Raw genomic sequence first — 21181 nt, 5'->3', positions numbered from 1 at the left:
TTCCCGCCGACGGCGTGCCTGCTGCCGACGGGTGGTCAGAAGCATTCACCCTGAAACACCTCGGCGGATGCAGGCGCGACCGTTTCGTCGGCCGGGTGGACCCGAGAGCCGGGAGGGCGAGGCGGAGGACAGCGGGTTCGGCTCATCGCGCGGGCCGGTCGCGAGCCGGCCCGGCTCGTACGCCGCGGACCGGGCCGCGAGCCGCCGACCGGGTGACGCACGACGGCTCTCACCACGGTCTCCGAGGCTCGCCTCCCCGCTTCGAGGCCCGTCGCAGGACATGTTTCTCGCGCACCGACCGCGGCCGCGCCGACATGCGCGGTCGTCCCCGAGATCGGGACCCGATCACACATTCTCCCCCGATGGCGCATCCACGGATGCGCGGGCCGCGGAAGGCATAACGGCAGAGCCCGAAGCGACCATGACGAAAGGAACCAGGATGCGCCCCACCGAGGCGACGGAACCTCCTGTGCCCGAGAAGGCACCCGACCCTCGGCCCGAGCTCCCCGCGGACCGCCTGCATGCCATCGCCGACGGCCGCCGCTCCCCCGGTGACCTCGCCCAGGACCCGCCCCGGCCACAGGTCCCCCGCACCTGCGAAGCCCTGGCGGCCGTCGACGCCGACGTGCCCGCAGCCGTGGGACGCGTCCTGGACGGTCTCCTGGCCGAACGGGTCGAGCGTTCGGCCGGACTGGACCCGGTGTTCGGCCGCGACCTCGCCGAACGCGTCGCACGGTGCACCACGGAGGGAGGCAAGCGCATGCGCTCCCAGTTCGTGTGGTGGGCCCTGCGCGCCTGCGGCGGCGGAACCGACGAGGCGGAGGCCGCCCTGCGCGTCGGCGCCGCCCTCGAGCTGATCCAGACCTGCGCCCTGGTCCACGACGACGTCATGGACAGCTCCCGGATGCGCCGGGGACGGCTCGCCCTGCACGCCGACGTCACGGCCCAGTACGCCGACGCCGTTCAGGCCGACCGCGGACGGCGCTTCGGCGAGGCCGCGGCGATCCTTGCCGGCGACCTGGCCCTCGCCTGGGCCGACGACACCATGGCGGCGGTCGAGACGGACCCGGTCACGGCCCGTGCCGTGCGCGACCTGTGGAGCACCATGCGCACGGAGATGGTGGCCGGACAGTACCTGGACATCCACGGCCAGGCCACCTCCTCCCTGTCCGTGGCCCGGGCCCTGCGCGCCGCCTGCCTGAAGAGCGCGCTGTACTCGGTCGAACGTCCTCTGGCGCTCGGAGCCGCCCTGGCGGGAGCGGACACCACCCGGAGCGCGGCCCTGTGCTCGGCGGGCCGGTGCGTCGGCATCGCGTTCCAGCTGCGCGACGATCTCGCCGACGTGTTCGGCGACCCCCGGCACACCGGCAAACCCGCGGGCGGCGACATCCGGGCCGGCAAACCCACCTACCTGGTGGCGGTCGCGCAGGCCCGGGCCGAGGCGACCGGGGACGTCCACGGCATCTCCGTGCTGCGGCGCTCCCTCGGGCGGGCCGACCTCTGCGAGAGCCGTCTCGACGAGGTCCGTGACGTGCTGGTCGACACCGGCGCGAGGGACGTCGTCGAGGCGAAGATCGACCGACTGGTCGCCCGGGGAATGCGCCACCTCGACTCCGCCGCGCTGGAGCCGGACGGCCGAAGGCGCCTGCGACGGCTGCTGCACGCCTCGGCCGGCACGACCCCCACGCCCGCACGCGGACCGTGCGCGGAGGAAGGCGGCACGTCCCCGGCTCTGCTGCTGGCCACCGGCGCCGAGGGAGCCCGGCGATGACCAGGACCGTTCCCGGACCCACGGACCACGTCGTGGTGATCGGCGCCGGGCTCTCCGGCCTGGCGGCCACGCTGCATCTGCTGGGCGCCAGCCGCCGGGTCACCGTGCTCGAACGGGACGCGCTGCCGGGAGGCCGCGCCGGACGTCTGCGGCGCGGCGGCTATCGCATCGACACCGGACCCACGGTGCTGACCATGCCCGACCTCGCCGACGAGGCGTTCGCGGCGGTCGGCGAGAAGCTCCGCGACCGCGTCGACCTCGTCCCTCTGCACCCCGCTTACCGAGCGCTCTTCGCGGACGGCAGCGGCATCGACGTGCACACCGACGCGCAGGCGATGGAGGCGGAAGTGGAACGCTTCGCCGGCGCCGCCGAGGCCGCGGGTTACCGGCGGCTGCGCCAGTGGCTGGAGCAGTTGTACCGGGCGCAGATGCGGCGCTTCATCGACGCCAACTTCGACTCTCCCTTCCAGCTGCTCACGCCGGACCTGGCCCGGCTGGCGGCCCTCGGCGGATTCGGTCGGCTGGACGCGGGGATCGGCCGGCATCTGCGCGACGAACGCCTGCGACGCGTCTTCTCCTTCCAGGCGCTGTACGCCGGGGTGACGCCGAAGCGGGCTCTGGCCGCGTACGCCGTGATCGCCTACATGGACACCGTCGCCGGCGTGTACTTCCCGCGCGGGGGGATGCACGCCCTGCCGCAAGCCATGGCGGACGCCGCCTCGAAGGCCGGCGCGGACCTGCGCTTCGGGCAGGACGTCACCCGGCTCGAACGCTCCGCCGGCCGTGTCACCGCCGTCGTCACCGAGCAGGACCGCATCCCCTGCGACGCCGTCGTCCTCACCCCGGACCTGCCCGTCTCCTACGGCCTCCTCGGCCAGACCCCGCGCCGCCCCCTGCGGATCCGGCACGCACCGTCGGCCGTGGTCCTGCACGCCGGGACCGACCGGACCTGGCCCGGGCTCGCTCACCACACACTCTCCTTCGGCGCGCGGTGGCACCGCACCTTCGACGAACTCACCCGCAGTGGCAGGCTGATGAGCGATCCTTCGCTGCTCATCACCCGGCCCACCGCCACCGATCCGACCCTCGCCCCGCCCGGTCACCACCTCCACTACATCCTCGCGCCCTGCCCGAACACCGACATCGGACCGGACGCCGCCGCCTGGAGCGAGCTCGGTCCGCGCTATCGCGACGGCATCCTGCGGGAGCTCGAGCGGCGCGGCTTCGACGGCATCGCCGACGCCATCGACGAGCAGGTCCTCGTCACCCCCGCCGACTGGACGGCCCAGGGTCACGCGGCCGGCACCCCCTTCGCGGTCGCGCACACGTTCGCGCAGACCGGCCCGTTCCGGCCGCGCAACCTCGTCCGCGGCATCGACAACGCCGTCCTCGCAGGCTGCGGCACCACGCCCGGCGTCGGCGTCCCCACCGTCCTGCTGTCCGGCAAGCTCGCGGCAGCCCGGATCACGGGGCGGCACACGGCCCGTGTCCCCGGACGCGCCGCGCCGGCCCCGCCATCCGCCGCGATGCGGCCGGCCTCGCCGACCGTGCCGGAAGGAACATGCCCATGACCGTCCGGGAACTCGACGCGGCAGGCATCACCGAGCCTGCTCTGCGCGAGGCCTACGCCCGGTGCCGTCGCCTCAACGCCCGGCACGGGAGGACGTACTTCCTCGCCACCCGGCTGCTGCCCGTGGAGCGGCGCCCTGCGGTACACGCCCTGTACGGCTTCGCCCGCTGGGCCGACGACATCGTCGACTCCCTGGAGGAGGACGTCCCGCCGCATCGCCGAGCGGCCGACCTCGCCCGCCTCCACGCACGCCTCCAGCGAGGGCTCCGGGACGGCACCAGCTCCGAGCCGGTCGTCCTCGCGCTGGCCGACACGGCCCGGCGGTACGGCATCGATCACCGGCACTTCAGCGACTTCATGGCGTCCATGCGCACCGACCTGGAGGTCACGGACTACCCGACCTACGACGACCTGCGCGCGTACATGCACGGATCCGCAGCGGTCATCGGGCTCCAGATGCTGCCGATCCTGGGCGTGGTGGTCCCGCGCGAGGAGGCCGCCCCGCGTGCTGCCGCCCTCGGCGTCGCCTTCCAGCTGACCAACTTCCTGCGCGACGTGGGCGAGGACCTCGACCGCGGACGCGTCTACCTGCCCGCCGACCTGCTGTCCGCGCACGGCGTCGACCGGGAACTGCTGCAGTGGAGTCGCGCCAAGGGCCGCCGTGACCCGCGCATCGGCGAAGCACTCCAAACGTTCGAGAGCCTCACGCGGGGTGTCTACCGCGAGGCGGCGCCGGGCATCGCCATGCTCGATCCCGTGTCGCGTCCCTGTATCCGTGCGGCTCTCGTGCTGTACAGCGGCATCCTGGACTCGGTCGCCGCCGACGGATACGCGGTGCTCCACCGCCGGGCCGTGGTCCCGCGGCGTCGGCGCGCCGCCGTGGCTGTCGACGGGCTGGTGCGTCTGGCCGTGGCCCGGGCCGCCGCCCGCCTGGCCAGGAAGGACGGCGCCGTTGAGCCGTTCAGGCCTGCCGGTCGTGACGGGACCACGCGTCGACAGGCACCCCGTGTCGAGGGCGGTTCTCGCGGAACCGTGTACGAGGAGGTCACACATGAGGGCTGACCGTTCGATCCGCCGCGGACGGTTTCCGCTGTCGTTGCGCAGGAACCCGGTGGCCTGGGACCGTCAGCGTCCGACGTGGCGCGAGGCCCGCCCCGCGGTGATCGCTCAGGCGCTGAAGCGCGCGCAGGCACGCCCCTCGGGCAACTGGTACGTCGTAGGCCCGACCCGGGACGTGCGTGACGACCGGCCCCTCGCCCGGTCCGTCGCCGGGCAGGAGGTCGTCGTCTGGCGCGACGCCGCAGGCCGACTCGTCGCCGGACCCGGCGTCTGCCCGCATCTGGGGGCGCCGCTGCGCGACAGCCCCGTCAGGTGCGGCACGCTCGTCTGCCACTGGCACGGACTCGCCCTGAACGGTTCCCCGTTCGCGGGCTGGGAACCGCTGCCCGCGTACGACGACGGCGTGCTGGTGTGGGTGCGCCTGGACGAGGCGGGCGGCGAACCTCCCTTGGAGGCGCCGGTGGTGCCGGTCAGGCCCGTACTGGCGAAAGCGGTGTCAGCCGTCTATGTGGGCGTCGGCACCTGCGAACCGGAGGACGTCCTCGCCAACCGGCTGGACCCGTGGCACGGCGCCTGGTTCCACCCGTACTCCTTCGTGGACCTGACGGTCGCCGACGTTCCCGCGACGGCGGGCAGGACGGGCCCGGGCGCCGACGACGGACCGCCGGAGGAGGACGGCTTCACCGTGGACGTCTCGTTCAAGCTCGCCGGACGGCTCGTCGTGCCGGTCCGCGCCGTGTTCACCGCGCCCGAGCCGCGCACGGTCGTCATGCACATCACGGAGGGCGAGGGCCAGGGGTCGGTGGTCGAGACGCACGCGACCCCGCTCGGCCCCGACGACCGGGGCCGGCCACGCACGGCGGTGGTGGAGGCGGTCGTCGCGGCGTCGGACCGCCCCGGATTCACGGCGGCCCGCGCGATGACACCACTGCTGCGCCCGCTGATGCGGGCCGCCGCCGGACGCCTGTGGCGCGACGACCTGGCCTATGCGGAGCGGCGCTGGCAACTCCGCTCGACGGGACGCTTCCCCGGCTGAGCGGACGAACACCTGACTGCCCGCCCGCTGGTGCGCACCGGGGCGGGTCTCAGGAGAGCGGCCAGTCACGCAGGGCGGCGTCGGCCGTCTCCTGGAGTTCCTCGCGGTCGACACTCGTCACCGCGGTGGGTCGAGAAGGGCGATGCGGGCTGTGATGCGCTTGCCGACCGGCTGCTCCTCGACGGAGAGGCTCTCGGTGACGGCCTTGACGATCTCCAGGCCGTGCTGGCCGATCCTGTCGGGATCGGAGGCCCGGGCCGCGGGAACGGTGGGGTCGCTGTCCCACACGATGACGTCCACGGTGCGGGCGGTGATGCTCAGCTCCATCAGGACGGGGCCGGGAGCGTACTTGCGGGCGTTGGTGACCAGCTCACTGACCACCAGCTGGGTGAGGTCCCGCGCCCGGGCGGACACGGGCAGATGATGGTCGGCACGGGCCTGGTCGAGGAAGGCGACGGCGTGATGTCGGGCTTCGGCGATGCAGCCGTCTCTGCCGTCCAGGGCATAGCCGGCACGCGTCACATGCTCGTCCGACGCGGGACAGCCGTCACCGTCGTCATGGGATCCCACTGGCGTCGCCCTCATTCCCCGTTCACGACGCGCCGATACCCGCGATCTCGCCATACATGCCCACGGCATCCTGTTCGGTACAGCCGCCTGAACGCATGTGGTCCGGGCGATGGGGCAGAATCCTCCCTACACGCCCCGACCCGGGGCAGGCTCAAGCGCAGTCGAGGAGACGGTGACCGACAACGAGTATGCGGACCGGCCGGACCGGTTCTCCGTCGTACACCGCATGGTCGACGGCGTGCGCGTCGTCACCGTGCGGGGTGAGATCGACCACGACGTCAAGACCGTCCTCGGCAACGCCCTGCTGGCCCCCGACGAGGCCGCGCCGCCGTCGCGGATCGTGGTGGACCTCAGCGGCGTGACCTTCATGGACTCCAGCGGTATCAACGTCTTCGTCACCGCCCACCAGGCCGTCAGCGGCGACGAGGGGTGGGTGCGTATCGCCGCCGCGCAGAAACCCGTCCTGCACGTCCTGCGCCTGGTCGGCATCGATGCCCTCATCACCTGCCACCCGACCGTGGAGCAGGCCCTCGAGCCCTGACCACCGCACTGTTCAGTACAGGTGCGGGTGTGGTGCGGCCGCCGTGCCTCGCGTAGCGCGAGATCCAGCGTCTTCTTCGCGCTCGGGGCGAAAGGCCCGGTCACGGTGGTACGCCCCGCACCGGCGCCGACGCCGTCCCGGCAGGGGTCGGCGTACCCGTGGTGGTCGCGGGCGCGTCCGCCGGTGCGCCGCCCGGCCCAGCACGGTGAAGGCGATGAGCGCGGCGACGACGAGCGCGGCGCTGAGGTTCACGCCGAGGGCGTACCCCTCGTTGAGGGCCGCGGGTGGCCGGGGGTGCCGCCGGTGCGGTGCCCGACCGCGGTACCGAGGGCGGCTGGACCGAAGCGTCGCCCCGATCTGGCGCGAGCTGTCGAGCGGGCCCGAGGCGGTGCCGGCCTCGTGGGGCGCGACACCGGCGGTGGCGGTGGTCCGGCCGACAACGAACGCACCGGCGGGGAAACACGCGCGCCGGGTCCAGGCGGCATGCGCCGTCCGGTGCACGTGCCCCACGCGCACCGGACGCGGCCTACCGCACAACGGCCTGCGCTACACGACGCCCTGGGCCGTCATCGCTTCCGCCACCCGCAGGAAGCCCGCGATGTTGGCGCCCAGGACGTAGTCGTCAGGGGTGCCTCCGTACATCTCGGCGGTGGTGCGGCACTGGGTGTGGACACCCCGCATGACGGCCGCCAGACGGGTCTCGGTCTGCTCGAAGGTCCACACGTCGCGGGAGGCGTTCTGCTGCATCTCCAGCGCGGAGGTGGCCACGCCGCCCGCGTTGGCGGCCTTGCCGGGACCGAACAGGACGCCCGCCTCTCGGAAGACCTCGATCGCTTCGGGGGTGCACGGCATGTTGGCGCCCTCGGCGACGGCCAGGACGCCGTTCTTCACCAGCACCCCCGCTTCCTGTCCCCCCAGTTCGTTCTGTGTGGCACACGGCAGCGCGATGTCGCAGGACACCTCGAAGACCGAGCCCCGTTCGGAGAACCGTGCCGTGGGCTTGGCCTCCGCGTAGGCGGACAGTCGCGCCCGCCGGACCTCCTTGACCGTCTTCAGCAGTTCCAGGTCGATACCGTCCGCGTCGACCACATAGCCGGAGGAGTCCGAACAGGCCACCACGGACCCGCCCAGCGCGTGCACCTTCTCGATCGCGTAGAGCGCGACGTTCCCCGAACCGGAGACCACGGCCTTGCGGCCGTCGAGACCGTGTCCGCGCGTGGCCAGCATCTCCTGCGCGAAGTACACCGCCCCGTAGCCGGTGGCTTCGGTGCGGGCCTGCGAGCCGCCCCAGGACACTCCCTTGCCGGTCAGGACTCCCGCTTCGAAGCGGTTGGTGATCCGCTTGTACTGGCCGAAGAGGTAGCCGATCTCGCGCCCGCCCACTCCGATGTCGCCGGCGGGGACGTCGGTGTGCTCGCCCAGGTGCCGGTACAGCTCGGTCATGAACGCCTGGCAGAAGCGCATGACCTCGTTGTCGCTGCGGCCCTTGGGGTCGAAGTCCGAGCCGCCCTTGCCGCCGCCGATCGCCAGTCCGGTCAGCGCGTTCTTGAAGATCTGCTCGAAGCCCAGGAATTTCACGATGCCGAGGTTCACGCTCGGGTGGAAACGCAGACCGCCCTTGTAGGGGCCGAGCGCGCTGCTGAACTCCACCCGGAAGCCGCGGTTGACCTGTACCCGCCCCGCGTCGTCCACCCACGGCACCCGGAAGATCAACTGCCGCTCGGGCTCGCACAGCCGCTCGGGGATCAACGCGTCGACGTACTCCGGATGCGCCTGCAATGCCGGCGCCAGCGTGTGCAGCACCTCTCCCACCGCCTGGTGGAACTCGGTCTCACCGGCGTTGCGCCGGCAGACCTGTGCGTAGACGGCCTCGATGTGAGCACTGGGGTTCATGCGCGCCTGCTCTCCTGTGTTCCGCCAGGCACTCACCTCGTCCAGCGTGCCTGGCCGCTGTCCTGTCAACGAATACGGACGACAAGAGTCGCTGTGTCAGCCCAGAAGTCACCGATATCAGCGGCCGGGGCTTGCCGCGCTCGGCGCGTGAGCGTGCGGGGCGCCGCGGGCCCAGGCGTTGCCCGCCCGCACCGAGCGGCCCCCGGACGGCGGATCGGAAGGAGCATGACCGCCGCTGCTCGCACGAGCATCGAGGAGCAGCGGCGGCGGCCGACCGGCGGTGCGGTCAGGTGGCTGCCAGGAGGATGGCCGTGTAGTGAGCGGTGAAGGCGGCGATGGTGAGGGCGTGGAAGACCTCATGGAAACCGAACCAGGCCGGTGACGGGTCGGGGCGCTTCAGTCCGTAGACGACGGCGCCCGCGGTGTAGAGCAGACCGCCGGTGATGACGAGTACGACCACCGCGGTGCCGCCGCTGCGCGCGAAGTCGGGCAGGTAGAAGACGGCCACCCAGCCCAGGACGATGTAGCACGGCGTGTACAGCCATCGGGGAGCGCCGATCCACAGGGTGCGGAAGGCGATGCCGGCCAGGGCGCCCGCCCATACCACGGCCAGCAGCACCCGTTGCCGGCCTTCGGGCAGCAGCAGCACCGCCAGCGGGGTGTAGGTGCCGGCGATGATCAGGAAGATGTTGGCGTGGTCCAACCGCCGCAGGATCGCTTCCCCGCGCGGGCCCCATGTCCCGCGGTGGTAGACCGCGCTGGTGCCGAACAGCAGGCAGGCCGACAGCGCGTACACCGAGCAGGCCGCCACAACCGCGGCCGAATGCGAGACGACGGTCAGGACGAGGCCGCCGGCCAGCGCGAGCGGGAACACGCCGGCGTGCAGCCAGCCACGCAGCCGCGGCTTGAGTGCGGCCGCCGCGCGCTCCATCCCGTCCTCGAGGCCGGCGGTTGCCTGTCCGGCGGTCAGCCGGCCGGTCGGGCCGGCCGGCGTATCGGCCGCGGGGGTGTGCACGTCGTCGGATGTGGGGTCGAGGCCGGGCTGGGGCTTCCGGCCGTGTGCCGGCGGCTGAGTGTCTTCGGCGATCATGCGCTCTTGTTCTGGAATCGACGGAAGCGTGCGGGCTGACGCGCCGCCGCGGGGACTGGGGGGTCAGATACCGGCTGTGTGCCGGGATGCGGCGCGGCGGTACTCCGCGTTGATGCGCTGTGCCTCTTCGAGCTGATCTTCGAGGATGATGATGCGGCAGGCGGCCTCGATGGGCGTCCCGTGGTCGACGAGTTCCCGGGCGCGGGCGGCGATCCGCAGCTGGTAGCGGGAATAGCGGCGATGTCCGCCCTCGGAGCGGAGCGGGGTGATGAGGCGGGCTTCGCCGAGGGCACGGAGGAAGCCCTGGGTGGTGCCGACCATTTCGGCGGCCCGGCCCATGGTGTAGGCGGGGTAGTCATCGTCGTCGAGTCGGTTGTACGAATCGTCTGCTGTCACTTGCACCTCTGTGTCAACGCGTAGAGGGGCCCTGGCACCGTGCGGCGCCAGGGCCCGAAGGAACTGCTACACCATCTGCCGGCCCTGTTACTGCGCCGGCCTTCTGTCTCCGCAGACCCGACCGAAATGCCGCCGGGAATGCTGGGATCGCGGTTGCTTGACCGGAGACCACCTCACTATCGATGTCCTGCGGTACCCGGGTTCAAGGCTTCCGCCCGGGCGATCCTGATGGCGTTCGGCTCCTCCGTTCTTCCCTGGATGATCAACTGCTACCAAAGGGGGACTGCGTACTGCTGGTACTGCTCTACTGCGTACTGCTGGTACTGCTCAGCGGCCTGTGAGAGCGCCGCTCTTCGACAGCCAGCCCCGTCGCCCGTCCTGCGTCTGCTCCGGCTTGGAACCCCACTGTCGAACCTCCCGGTGCGCGCGTCCGCAGCCGACGCCTTCACCGAGGTGCTGCTCACTGACTTCACTGCTGGGTACTGCCACTTCACTTACCGGTACTGCTGACGGCGCCCCTGGCCTGCGGGCCACCCGGTCCGGCCGTCAGTCCCGTCGCCGTCCTGCAACCGCTCTGGCTTCGGAACTCCACCACCGCACCGTCCTGCGCACTGCAACTGCGGTACTGCCGCCCGGCACTTCGTCTCTGCCGGACCGTCGGCCTCTCTGGCCGACGAGAGAAACCATAACCATGTCACCGCCCAATGTCTACTCTCGCCAACACAGATTTCCGGGTGCTGGATGGAGAGGTATGACCTCGCGCCCACGGCTTCGCGCATCCGGCCCCGCGCGGCGGGCGGAGGACAGCACCGGATGGGGCCAGCACAAGGCCGGGAACGGCCGGGCGGGCCGGCCGGGAACCGATGGGCGCCGCCTCGGGCAGCGGCCCCGCCCCCGCGGAACCGGCCCGCCCACGTCGGCATGTTCCCCCGGGACCGCGGCCGAACCCCGATCGGCCTCCGTCACCGAACTATCGGATCGTCAACTTCCGCTTGACCAGGCAGGTTTGAGGTGTCGCGGCTACCGGGCGGGGTACGCGGACGTGCGAATCCGCACGGGAGGGACCATCGTGGAACGTGTCAACGACTGTCTGAGCAGACACCTGTGGCTCCAGTTGGCGCTGTCGGTCCTCTGCGCCAGCGCCCTGATCATGCTCCTGTACCCGGGGAACTCGGCGTTCTCGGTCGTACTGCGCACCGCACTCACCTCCATCGGCGGCATCGTCGTCGTGCTCGTCATACGCAAGAAGGAGAAGCGCGCGGCGGGTGGCGGGGCGGCCGGTCTGGTGTCGCTCGACAGCAGACTGCGCAGGGGTGAGGTGCCCGTCGACCCCCAGGAGCGCGAGGCGATGCGCGCTCTGGTCGCACAGCGCCTGCACCGCACGCGCCATCGCGTCGCGGCCCTGGCGTTCCTGGCGGCCATGTTCTGCGCCGTGACGGCACTGACGGCCGTCACCGCGGGCACCGGGCAGACGATCGGATTCGCCCTGCTCACCGTGGTCTTCCTCGCATGGAGTGTCGGCAACGGCAACCTCCGGCATCGACGCCTGCAAGCCATGCGCGCGGCACTCGAAGGCGACGGCCATTCAGCTCCCCCGCATCACAGCGGAAACCGGCAAGGAGGCGACGCATGACATCGCGGGAGGCACCCGGTGACCCCGGACTCGGCGACCTGGAGCCCGGCACCCGGCAACGTTCTCAGTTGCAGACCCGTATCGCCGACATCGCGTGGACCGCACTCTGCGTCGTCCTGGCGGCCTGGGCGATCTGGGGCTCCATCGGCGCCCTGCGCGAGGAGACTGCGTGGGCGTACTCCGTCGTGGCCTGGATTCTCCTGGCCGTCGCGCTGACTCTGCGTGTCATCGCCTTCCGCCGCCGAACACACCTGTGAGCGGCGGCGGCAGCACCGACTGCCGTACGGGCGGACTCACGAGCCACGCCGCCCGGATCGGGTGGCCGTGGCTCGGCCGGCAGGTCGCCGCGTGCGACCTGCCGGGCGCCGCGGCTGCCCGCGCCGGGGGCGGTCAGCCCTCGATCCGCTCGGCATCACGGCGTGAGCAGAAGGAACCGGCGGCGGTGTGCACGAGCCAGCCCACCACCGCGCCGACGGCGTACCAGAGGAAGTCGAATGCGTTGAAGGTGGAACCGAGCACCAGACGGGCGACAACGCTGCGCTGCGAGAGCTCCGCAGGTATGGGGCTGAGCTGCAGGAGCTCGACCGCGCCACTGACGGCCAGCGCGCCCCCGGCGGCCGCCAGTGGCGTGACCCGCGGTGCCATCAGAACGGCAAGGGTGAACAGCAGGACGGTGTAGAGCGCGTCTCCGCCGTACTTGGCCAGGTCTCCCGACACCCCTGCCCTGACTCCCAGGCCCGCGCCGATGGTCACCACCGCGGCGCCGACCGCCACCAGACGGGTCCGTCCCTGGACGGCGGCGCCGTCATCGGTTTCGAAGATGCGAGCCACGAGGTCATACTGCCCGACGGCCGGCGCTCGCGGTTGGAGTACGCCCCAGCCGCGCGCAGGTCGTCGTCGAGCGCGGACGGCTTCGGAAAGCGGCGGGCCCTCCCCCACGCCGTGCCGCCGGCGCGCTTCAGGACCAGCGATCATCGTTTGTTGCGGCGGCGCACGCTCACCGCGAGTACCCCGAAGGCCACCACGACGATCAGCAACTGCACCCACATGGGGACGAAATCAGGGGCTCGTGCCCCCGCCGCCGTCACCGTCGGAACTCTGTCGACCATGTCACCCCCCATCGGTAAGTGCACCGCGATGCGATGCGACAGGCATCGGATGCCCCGAAGGCGGGTCGGCATGACGGACGCCGGGGCGCCGACGAGAGCCGTCGTACGACGCTCCCTCGCCGACGCGTCCACGGGGAAGCCGGCGGTTGTCGTCGGCTTCCCTGCCTGCGGTCGGACGCCGTTGTGCCGAGGTGTCAGAACCAGCTCTGGAACTCCCCGGCGTTGCAGCCGAGGGTGCGGAAGCCCACGCCGCTGTCGTCGATGCAACGGGTCGTCGCCTGGTTCTTGAGCTCGAGCGTGCCGTCGTTCCAGTGACGGACGTACCAGCTCTGGTTGGTGCTGGAGTCACACGGCCGAGTCGTGAAGCCCTGGTCGCTGTCGTACATGCAACGGTTGGTGTTGGCGTTCTTCAGCTGGACGGTGCCATCGCCCCAGGGGTGGACGATCCAGTTCTGGGCGTTGCTGCCGTTACAGTCCCAGGTGCGGAAGCCCTGGTCGGTGTCGTCGATGCAACGGCTCGTCGCCTGGTTCTGGAACGTGTTGACCACGTCCGCGGCGGAGGCGGTGGCCGCCGGTACGAGCGCGAAAGCGGCGACGGAGACGCCGAGTGCCGCGACGCGGGTCAGGATGGAGACGGACATGGATGGTTCCCTTCGGTCGGGTGAGGGCGGAACGCCGCAGGACGCGGCAGAGATCACGGGGCGAGGAGACCCGGCAGCGGCATGGTCAGCCGCACTGCCGGCTGACGTTGCCGGTCTCGTCGCCCTGGAGGTAGATCGCGCTGACGTAGCCGACCCCGCCCGCGCGCAGGGGCAGCTCGACCCACTTGTCGTTGGTGTATCCCTCGGCGGTCACGAGCTGGCCGGTCTTCCAGCAGTTCGCCGGGTAACTCTCGTTCGCCTGGACGGTGCTGACCACACCGCAGGTGGTCGAGGCACAGGAACGCACGTTCGCCTCGGTCCACGCCGTGACGGTGGTCTCCCCACCGCCGCCGCCCGGGGTGCAGGGCAGGTTCACCCCGCGCTCGCGCAGATAGGGCACCGGGTCGATGCCGCGGACGGTGGTGGACGTGCCGATCCTGACGCGCAGGTGCAGGTGGGGGCCGGTCGCCTCGCCCTCGCTTCCCATCAGGGCGATGCGCTGGCCGGCCTGGACCTGCTGGCCGACGGCGACGTCGCGCTGGTACATGTGCCCGTACTCGGTCACCGTGCCGTCGTCGTGCAGGATGCGGATCCACTGCCCGTAGCCGCTGGCGGGACCCGAGGCGATGACCTCTCCGGCGCCGACGGCGTAGATGGGTGTGCCCTGGGCGTTCGCGATGTCCACGCCGTCGTGGGCGCTGCTGTAGCCCTGGCTCACGACCCCGGCCGTGGGGCAGGAGGCGGAGTAGGCGGTCACCGTGGAGGGCGGGGCGGCGACGGCGGGGACCGCCGCGGCCAGGGGCAGGAGCAGAGCAGCCGTTGTGACGAGTCCGGCGCGCGGATACAGACGCACGAAGCTTCCTCCGAAAGGGTCCTGTGGGGATGACGCGGAAACTATCCGTCACCGTCGTACCGGCGGCATCCGGAACGTTCCGGAATGACAGCGCACGACAGCTGCCGATAGGGCTCTGACTTGTCGAATACACCGCTCTTGAGCCCAGTCGGGGAGTTTCCGTCGTGCGATCCACCACCAGAAAACTGATCCGGGGCCTGTGCGCCCTGCTGATCGCGGGCTCTCTGCCGCCCGCGACCGCCGCTGCCGCCACCTCCACCCCCACCGCCGGGGAGCGGCCCGCCGTCGCACGGCCGGCCACCGACTGGCGGGTCGACCTCGCCGGCACCTCGGCCGACCGGCACAACGTCGACCACCGTGCGGACGGCGGACTCGTCATCGGCGACCTCCGCGCCCGCACACCGTCCGCTCCCGGCAGGGCGTTCGCCGTGTACACCGCCCCCGCCCTCAGCCTCGGCCGGCAGGCCGTTTCCTTCACGGTCGGCCGCCGGGCTCACGAGCCGTCAGGAACCGAGGTGCTGACCGAGGTACGGGGCAGCAGCCACCCCGGACGGTGGACACAGTGGACGGCCCCCGACGCCACCGGCCGGCTGCGTTTGGCGGAGGCCGTCTCCGTCCTCCAGGTGCGGCTGACGCTCCTCGGCACCGGGGACGCCTCCCCGGTGGTGTCGGCGGTCTCCCTGCACGCCGACAGGGCACAGGACCTGGCCGGCGCGCGGAGCGACGCGGCCGCGACGCTCTCGCCCACGTACCGGCTGTTCGCCACCCGTGAGGGGCTGACCGGGCAGACCACGGCCAACGGCCATGTCATCCAGTCGCGTGACCACTTCGTGGCGCTGCCGTCCCGGCGGATGCTGGCGGGCAACGGGGGCCGCGAGTACCAGGTGCGGCTGTGCTACCAGCGAACGGGACGCTGCGAGACCGCCCCGGTGTGGGACGTCGGTCCCTGGAACACGCAGGACGACTACTGGAACCCGCCCGCGCAGCGGCAGATGTGGCGTGACCTGCCGCAGGGCAGGCCCGAGGCGCAGGCGGCCTACGAGTCCGGCTACAACGGCGGCCTCGACGAGTTCGGCCGCCGGGTCGCCAACCCCGCCGGTATCGACGTGGCCGACGGCACCTTCTGGGACGGTCTCGGCATGACCGACAACGACTGGGTGGACGTGACCTTCCAGCCGACCGACGGCGGTGGGGAGACCACCGTCACGGCGTGGACCGAGGCGAACGTGCGTTCCTGTGCCTCGACCACCTGCGGTGTGGTCAGCACCGTCCAGGCGAACGAGAGTTACCCGGCGAACTGCTGGAAGACCGGCCAGCTCGTGACCGCCGAGGGATACACCAACGACAAGTGGGTCGAGCTGCCCCTGCGCGCGGGCGGGGTCGGCTACGTCAGCGCGATCTACCTCCAGGGCGACGAGACCGGCAACGTCAGCCGGCAGTGCGACGCCTGATCCGCTCCACGCCCGGGACCACCACCCCGTAACGTGCCGGGGTCCCTTCTCCTGCCCGGTGCGGCACTGTCACCGGTGCGCGCTGAGAGCACAGTGCACCGATCAGGAGAAGGGTGTGGATCCGTGAGGTTGTGGCCACGACGGAAACCGGGCTGGGCGGCGTCACTGACGGCGCTGCTGCTGACGACGGGACTCTGTGCGGGCATGTCCGAGGCATCGGGCGCGCCCGCCGCCCGCCCGGATTTCAGGCTGCCGTTCCCGTGCGGGCAGACCTGGCAGCTGCAGACCTATCTGGGCCACCAGCCCGACGACAAGAAGCTGGACATGTACCGCGTCGACGGGGCGACCCTCGGGGCGACTGTCGCCGCCTCGGCCGCCGGCACGGTCACCGAGTTCTTCGAACCCGGCGGCCTGGAGATCAACCACGGCAACGGCTGGTTCACGGTCTATCTGCACATGGACCGCATCGACGTACGCCTGGGCCAGCGTGTCGCCTCCGGCGAGGGCATCGGGCGCGTCGGCCTGGTCGGCACGGACTCCGCGCATCTGCACTACGAGCAGCTCTACGACACCGACGGTGACAACGACGGCGAGACGGACGAGATGGTCCACCCGGTGCTCCAGGGCACCGAGTACCGGCTCAGCCCGGCCGGCCCGTTCCCGCGGGTCACCAGCACCAACGCCTGCGACGGCGGTGGCGGCGATCCGCAACGGTATTGGGTGGACACCTTCGCCGATGCCACCGGCTACCGGGACGTCGACTGCGTGGGCGACACCACGGCGCGGTGCGCGCCCCAGGGCACGCTGCGCAAGGGCACCAACTACGTCCTGTGCAGGAAGTGGGGCGACGAGATGCGGGTCGGCACCTCGTCCAACCACTGGTGGCTGCTCACCGATCTCGACGAGGTGACGCCGGGCGGGCAGGGGCGGGCGTACGTCTCCGCCTACTACCTCCAGAGGTGGGGCGACGACGAGGCGAAGGACAACGACGGCCAGGACATCCGCGACTGCGCTTGATCCGGCCCGTGGGCCGCGCCGGCCACCGGACGGGAACGCTCAGCCGCACTCGGGGACCGTGGGGCGGTCCTTCGTACGGACGGCCGGAAGCCACGCCGTGGCCCCGGGTTCCCCGTCCGGGAGCCGGACCCGGTACCACTCCGGGGACCTGGTCCCCACCTCGTCGGTCACCGGCAGTCCCTGAGGCATCCGGCACTCCGTAGGAAGGACGTCCCCGTGCCATACCCGGGTGGGCAGCACGTTCTCGATGGTGTACGCCGCCATCGGATCGAGGGCCAGGCCGAGGCTGCACTGCTGGTCCCGCTCGGCGGCCCGGTCACGGCAGGGCTTCTCGACGTTGTACACCGTGACGTGGGCGGTGGGCGCGGTGCTGCCCGCGATGCTCTCGACGCGGACCGGGGTCCCGCCCTTCGAACCGCCGTCGTCCTGGTCGTCCGTGCCGGTGTACGACCAGACGGCGGCCGTCGCGCATACGACGGTGGCCGCGGCGACTCCGAGCACGAGGCGCCTGCGCCGACGACGGTACCCGGCGGCGGGCTCCTTGCCCCTCGGGGCCGTCGCACCGTCTGCGGCCGTGGCCGATGCCCGGATGCGGTCCAGCAGTTCCTGCGCGGTGTGCGCGGCGCGCAACTCGTGGGTGGGGGCGAGGCAGTCGGTGGCGAGGTCGCGCCAGAACGGCGGCACCGCGGGATCGAGCCGCAGCGGCGCCCGCCCGGCCGCGAACTCCTGCACGGCCGCCGCCCGCCCCGACGAGGTGGCCCCGACGAAGGGCGAGGTTCCTCCCGTGAACATCTGGTGGATCATGACGCCGAGTGCCCAGATGTCGGCGCTCGGCCGCACCTGCACTCCGCGCTCCCCCAGCGGGGCCTTCCAGCGCTCGGGCGGGAGATAGTCGGGGGTGCCGAGCGGCGGGATCCAGGCGTGCGTGCCGTGGGTTCCGTCGAGTTCCGCTGCGAGCCCGAAGTCCGACAGGCGGACCGAACCGTCCGCCATGAGGAGAACGTTGTCAGGCTTCAGGTCGCCGTGCACCCAGCCCAGGCCGTGCAGGTACACGAGGCCCTCACAGATCTCCGTCAGAACCCGCTCCCGCTCCGCATCCCGCAACTGCCCCTCCTCGCCCAGGAGTTGCCGCAGACTGCGCTCGGCGCGCTCCATCACGAGGACCACCGCCCCGTCGAGTTCGGGGTGCGCCGGTTCTTCCAGTACGACGGAATCGAGCAGCCGGATCAGCCGGGGATGGTCCGCCCGGCGGCCGAACTCGCTCTCCCTGCGCGCGCTTTCCACCAGCCCGCGAGCCTGCCGCGGCGCAAGTCCGGCCGTGGGCAGGAACTTCAGCGCGACAACGGCGTCGACGTCTTCTACGCCCGCGCCGCGACCCTCGTAGACCCACCCCCAGCCGCCGTCGGCGATCGGCTCGCCGACCTCCCAGTCCCCCACCCGGTAACCACGTGGAACGCGCTCCGCCGTCCCGCTCACCGGCACTCAGCCCGCTCCTGGGCGGTGCCCGGTCTGGTCGCCGCACGCGCCGGAAGCAGCTGGAGATGCCCCTCAGCGACCAGCCCGAAGCGCAGCGCGATGCCGACGAGTGCCTCACGCTTTCCGTTGCGGCGGGCACCACGGCCCGGTTCGCGCGTGTCCGGCGGATGGATGCGGAGTTTCTCCTCGGCGAGATAGTCGATGTGGGAACTCACCGCACGGGCGGTGAGCTGGACGCACTGCGGATGCGAACGCAGACGCTCGACGATCTCGGGTGTCGTCGGCACGGCGAGCGCCGACTCGTCACGCAGCCGCGGCTCGCACAGTGCGACCAGCACCAGGAAGTACGTGGCCGTCTCGTCGAGGGAGTACGCGGTCAGCGTCTGGGCGCCCCACCGGCCATGCCCCGACCCGCCCGGGTCCAAGTAGACGTGATCGGGTGCGAAAACCTGGAAGCTCGCCCCGGCGCCCCGGGTGGGCAGCACGACCCGGGCGAACTCGAACGGGATGGGCGCCCCGACGCGACGCGGCGGCACGCGCAGGTACTCCCCGGCCCCCTCCGGGTTCTCCACCACATAGCTCTGCGTGGTGCTGTAGTTGCTCAGCAGCCAGTGGTCGTCGGCCACCCGGATCTCCCCGGCCAGCCGGGACACCGCCGGGTCGTCGAGCCGCAGGTCCACGGGAACCGTGTCCGAACCACGGCCGAAGCGCGCCACCTCGCCCGCGTCGAGCCGCACCGTCAGCGGTGGGTCCTGGGGCAGATGGATCAGTAAGCCGCTCATGGTCCCCATCTTGGCAGTTCCTTGCCGTCGGCACCCTGCATGCGGACGAAAGCCGGCCCGTCGGTTCCGTTCTCAGGCGTCGTGATCGGGGCGACGGGTGTTCCGGGGACATTGCCCGCTGGTCGGACCAGACGATGAGCCCCCAATGACGCCGACGGCGTGACATCGGGCCGGTGCCGCAACCGCCACGGGCCTGACGCGTCTCCTCACGAGCAGAACCGCAAGCTGCTGGTGAGGAGACCGACATGACCACCACTGCCCCCGAGTACGGCGCGCCCCACGCATTCGTCGACCCCTACGCCGCCGACACGGCCGAAGTCCTCTGGCCGGCCCCCGTCGGCCAGGACACCGACGGCGACCATCTGCTGGCGCCGCCCAATCCCGCCGAGCGCCTCAGCTTCGCCATCGACCCCCGCGACCGGCGCCGCCTCGACCTGCACGCGGCACTGACCACTGCGGGGATCCCGCCGCACCCCCATGACCGCGACGCCATCAACGCGCTCAGCGCACTTCCGGGCAGCATCAACGCCACACTCCAGCGCTGGCTGCACCACACCACGTGAGGCCTTCGCCCCGGTGCGCCGCCCCTCCCTGCTCGGCGCGCGCGAGATGAGCCCGGGCTGGAACATCGAGGACGCAGGCCGGCCGCCCCGTCCGCCACGGCCGCCCTGTGTCGCACCGTCAGGCCGTGGGGACCTCTCCGGCCCGGGCCGTGGCTCCGGCCCCGGCCCCGGTCCCGACTCCTGCCCCCGACGAAGTGATCAGCTCGGAGCCCCCCTTCCCTCGGTCCGTGAAGCCTCCGAGAACGGCCAGACCGAGACCGGCAGCGGCCAGCGCCGCGCCGACCAGGGCGGGCGAGGCCCAGCCCCAGCCGGCCGAGATGGCCAGGCCGCCGAGCCAGGCCCCGCCCGCGTTGGCCAGGTTGAAGGCGGAGTGGTTGGAGGCCGCCGCCATCGTCGGGGCGTTCTTCGCCTTGGCCATGAGCAGCATCTGCACGGGCGTGGTGACCAGGGCGCCCATCGCGCCCATGAAGGCGAGGGTCACCAGGGCGGGAACGGTGCTGTGGACCGTGAAGTAGAACGTCACGAGTGCCGCTCCGAGGAGGGCGAGTCCCCCGTACAGCGTCGGGCGCAGGGCACGGTCCGTCAGCGGGCCCGCGACGAGCGTGCCCAGCGTCATGCCGGCGCCGTAGAGCGCGAGGACCCAGGTGGTCGAGGAGTCGGAGAAACCCGTCAGGTGCGTCAGGATCGGCACCAGGTAGCTGTAGACGGCGAAGAAGCCGCCGAATCCCACGACGGCGGTGGCCAGGCCGAGGGCGACCTGCCTGTTGCCCATCGCCCGCAGTTCGTGCCGGATGCCGGCCTGGTTGCCGCGGGGCTGGTGGGGGACGAAGGCGGCCAGCGCGGCCAGGGCGACGAGGCCGATGACGGCGACGGCACAGTAGGCGTACCGCCAGCCCAGTTGCTGTCCGAGAGCCGTACCGGCCGGGACGCCGATGATGTTGGCGATGGTGAGTCCGAGGAACATCCTGGACACGGCCCGCCCGGCCCGTTCGGGAGCGACGAGCCGGGAGGCCACGACGGCGCCCACGCCGAACAGGGCTCCGTGAGGCAGGCCCGCCAGGAATCGCGCGGCGAACAGCAGGCCGAAGCCGGGAGCGAGGGCGGACGCGACGTTGCCGATCACGAACAGCGCGGACAGCAGGAGCAGGAGTCGCTTGTGGGAGATGCGCGCGCCCATGCCCGTCAGCAGGGGGGCGCCGACGACGACACCGAGGGCGTAGGCGGAGACGATGTTGCCGGCGTGCGGCACGGACACGCCGACGCCGTCGGCGATCTGGGGCAGCAGCCCCATGGTGGCGAACTCGGTCGTACCGATGCCGAACGCGACGAGGGCGAGGGCCAGCAGGGCCAGTGGCATGGAGCGGGGGAACCTTTCGCGGGCGGCGATCCGGATGCGGCGGAGCGGACGGACCCATGGGTGTCCGGCTCCGGTGGCCAGTCGCGCCGGTCACCATTGCCCGGTGCGCCTCCCAGGACAGGGATGGCCCACAACGAACACAGCCACGGCGCGGGCCGACGCATTCCGAGATCGGCCGACAGGAGCTATGGCCTGCATCACACTCAGGCGGCCCGACACGGATCGATCCCGGTCGGGCCGCGACGCGGCGGCCTACCAACCGGCTCGCGGCGCAGGCGCCAACCGGCCCGCCGTACGTGATCAACCGCGGGGGCGGGAGCCCGGCGCGAGAGGGTCTACGACTCGATTCGTAACCTGCTTGACAGGTGATGCA

General features: G+C 71.8%; 21 protein-coding genes. 10 read left to right on the top strand and 11 right to left on the bottom strand.

What is annotated here, in order from left to right; genetic code table 11:
• Positions 1-439 precede the first annotated feature (439 nt).
• From QF030_RS37850 to QF030_RS37835, 4 genes are read left to right on the top strand one after another with little or no spacing between them, the layout of a single operon-like run.
• Positions 440-1771 (top strand): polyprenyl synthetase family protein, encoded by a 1332-nt coding sequence (locus QF030_RS37850; RefSeq protein WP_307167082.1) that lies wholly within the window; start codon positions 440-442, stop codon positions 1769-1771.
• On the top strand, positions 1768-3342 hold the full coding sequence (locus QF030_RS37845) for a phytoene desaturase (RefSeq protein WP_307167081.1): 1575 nt from the start codon (positions 1768-1770) through the stop codon (positions 3340-3342). The genes QF030_RS37850 and QF030_RS37845 overlap by 4 nt, the downstream gene beginning before the upstream one ends.
• Positions 3339-4403, top strand: coding sequence for a phytoene/squalene synthase family protein (locus tag QF030_RS37840; RefSeq protein WP_307167080.1), 1065 nt, complete (start codon positions 3339-3341; stop codon positions 4401-4403). The genes QF030_RS37845 and QF030_RS37840 overlap by 4 nt, the downstream gene beginning before the upstream one ends.
• A complete protein-coding gene (locus QF030_RS37835; protein ID WP_307167079.1) occupies positions 4393-5436 on the top strand; it encodes a DUF5914 domain-containing protein in 1044 nt (347 codons plus the stop codon). The genes QF030_RS37840 and QF030_RS37835 overlap by 11 nt, the downstream gene beginning before the upstream one ends.
• A 117-nt stretch (positions 5437-5553) precedes the next feature.
• Here QF030_RS37835 and QF030_RS37830 read toward each other — a convergent pair whose 3' ends face one another.
• Positions 5554-6006: an ATP-binding protein gene (locus QF030_RS37830; RefSeq protein WP_307167078.1), complete on the bottom strand. Its 453-nt coding sequence runs from the start codon at positions 6004-6006 to the stop codon at positions 5554-5556.
• 172 nt (positions 6007-6178) lie between these two features.
• On the opposite strand from QF030_RS37830, the gene QF030_RS37825 reads away from it, so the two are divergent.
• Positions 6179-6547 carry an STAS domain-containing protein gene (locus tag QF030_RS37825; protein WP_307167077.1) on the top strand — a complete coding sequence of 123 codons (369 nt, stop codon included), beginning with the start codon at positions 6179-6181 and terminating at the stop codon, positions 6545-6547.
• A 546-nt stretch (positions 6548-7093) separates the two neighbouring features.
• On the opposite strand, the gene gdhA is transcribed toward QF030_RS37825, so the two are convergent.
• The 3 genes from gdhA to QF030_RS37810 all read right to left on the bottom strand — a co-directional run bounded on the left by gdhA (position 7094) and on the right by QF030_RS37810 (position 9926).
• Entirely contained in the window at positions 7094-8440 is a 1347-nt protein-coding gene (gene gdhA, locus QF030_RS37820; protein ID WP_307167076.1) for an NADP-specific glutamate dehydrogenase, read from the bottom strand.
• Positions 8441-8726: 286 nt separating this feature from the next.
• Complete coding sequence (trhA, locus tag QF030_RS37815) at positions 8727-9530, bottom strand: PAQR family membrane homeostasis protein TrhA (protein ID WP_373428867.1); 804 nt, start codon at positions 9528-9530, stop codon at positions 8727-8729.
• Between the two features lie 63 nt (positions 9531-9593).
• Positions 9594-9926: a MerR family transcriptional regulator gene (locus QF030_RS37810; protein WP_307167075.1), complete on the bottom strand. Its 333-nt coding sequence runs from the start codon at positions 9924-9926 to the stop codon at positions 9594-9596.
• 1069 nt (positions 9927-10995) lie between these two features.
• Between QF030_RS37810 and QF030_RS37805 the strand changes: the two genes are divergently transcribed.
• Together QF030_RS37805 and QF030_RS37800 are read left to right on the top strand one after the other, a co-directional pair.
• Positions 10996-11559, top strand: a complete 564-nt coding sequence (locus QF030_RS37805) for a hypothetical protein (RefSeq protein WP_307167074.1) — start codon at positions 10996-10998, stop codon at positions 11557-11559.
• On the top strand, positions 11556-11816 hold the full coding sequence (locus tag QF030_RS37800; protein WP_307167073.1) for a hypothetical protein: 261 nt from the start codon (positions 11556-11558) through the stop codon (positions 11814-11816). The genes QF030_RS37805 and QF030_RS37800 overlap by 4 nt, the downstream gene beginning before the upstream one ends.
• 133 nt (positions 11817-11949) lie before the next feature.
• Here the strand turns inward: QF030_RS37800 and QF030_RS37795 are convergent, their stop codons facing one another.
• From QF030_RS37795 to QF030_RS37780, 4 genes are all read right to left on the bottom strand, one after another.
• Positions 11950-12390 carry a ribosomal maturation YjgA family protein gene (locus tag QF030_RS37795; protein ID WP_307167071.1) on the bottom strand — a complete coding sequence of 147 codons (441 nt, stop codon included), beginning with the start codon at positions 12388-12390 and terminating at the stop codon, positions 11950-11952.
• Positions 12391-12530: 140 nt separating this feature from the next.
• Positions 12531-12668 (bottom strand): hypothetical protein, encoded by a 138-nt coding sequence (locus tag QF030_RS37790; RefSeq protein WP_307167070.1) that lies wholly within the window; start codon positions 12666-12668, stop codon positions 12531-12533.
• Between the two features lie 194 nt (positions 12669-12862).
• Entirely contained in the window at positions 12863-13309 is a 447-nt protein-coding gene (locus QF030_RS37785; protein WP_307167069.1) for an RICIN domain-containing protein, read from the bottom strand.
• 85 nt (positions 13310-13394) lie between these two features.
• Positions 13395-14162, bottom strand: a complete 768-nt coding sequence (locus QF030_RS37780; RefSeq protein ID WP_307167068.1) for a M23 family metallopeptidase — start codon at positions 14160-14162, stop codon at positions 13395-13397.
• 164 nt (positions 14163-14326) lie between these two features.
• Here QF030_RS37780 and QF030_RS37775 point away from each other — a divergent pair, with 164 nt between their 5' ends.
• Together QF030_RS37775 and QF030_RS37770 are read left to right on the top strand one after the other, a co-directional pair.
• Positions 14327-15613, top strand: coding sequence for an SH3 domain-containing protein (locus QF030_RS37775; RefSeq protein ID WP_307167067.1), 1287 nt, complete (start codon positions 14327-14329; stop codon positions 15611-15613).
• 204 nt (positions 15614-15817) lie between these two features.
• Positions 15818-16630 (top strand): M23 family metallopeptidase, encoded by an 813-nt coding sequence (locus QF030_RS37770; RefSeq protein WP_307167066.1) that lies wholly within the window; start codon positions 15818-15820, stop codon positions 16628-16630.
• A 39-nt stretch (positions 16631-16669) separates the two neighbouring features.
• Here QF030_RS37770 and QF030_RS37765 read toward each other — a convergent pair whose 3' ends face one another.
• The gene (locus QF030_RS37765) at positions 16670-18106 is read right to left on the bottom strand and encodes a serine/threonine-protein kinase (RefSeq protein ID WP_307167065.1); all 1437 of its coding nucleotides are present in this window, start codon (positions 18104-18106) and stop codon (positions 16670-16672) included.
• The gene (locus QF030_RS37760; protein ID WP_307167064.1) at positions 18103-18888 is read right to left on the bottom strand and encodes an FHA domain-containing protein; all 786 of its coding nucleotides are present in this window, start codon (positions 18886-18888) and stop codon (positions 18103-18105) included. Before QF030_RS37760 ends, QF030_RS37765 begins: the two co-directional genes overlap by 4 nt.
• A gap of 245 nt (positions 18889-19133) precedes the next feature.
• Here QF030_RS37760 and QF030_RS37755 point away from each other — a divergent pair, with 245 nt between their 5' ends.
• On the top strand, positions 19134-19451 hold the full coding sequence (locus QF030_RS37755) for a hypothetical protein (RefSeq protein ID WP_307167063.1): 318 nt from the start codon (positions 19134-19136) through the stop codon (positions 19449-19451).
• 118 nt (positions 19452-19569) lie between these two features.
• Here QF030_RS37755 and QF030_RS37750 read toward each other — a convergent pair whose 3' ends face one another.
• Positions 19570-20808 carry an MFS transporter gene (locus QF030_RS37750; protein ID WP_307167062.1) on the bottom strand — a complete coding sequence of 413 codons (1239 nt, stop codon included), beginning with the start codon at positions 20806-20808 and terminating at the stop codon, positions 19570-19572.
• Positions 20809-21181 lie beyond the last annotated feature (373 nt).

It is taken from the genome of Streptomyces rishiriensis, assembly GCF_030815485.1.
GTDB lineage: Bacteria > Actinomycetota > Actinomycetes > Streptomycetales > Streptomycetaceae > Streptomyces > Streptomyces rishiriensis_A.
The sequence above is the reverse complement of the archived record's forward strand: the minus strand, read 5'-3'. Positions and strand labels throughout refer to the sequence as shown.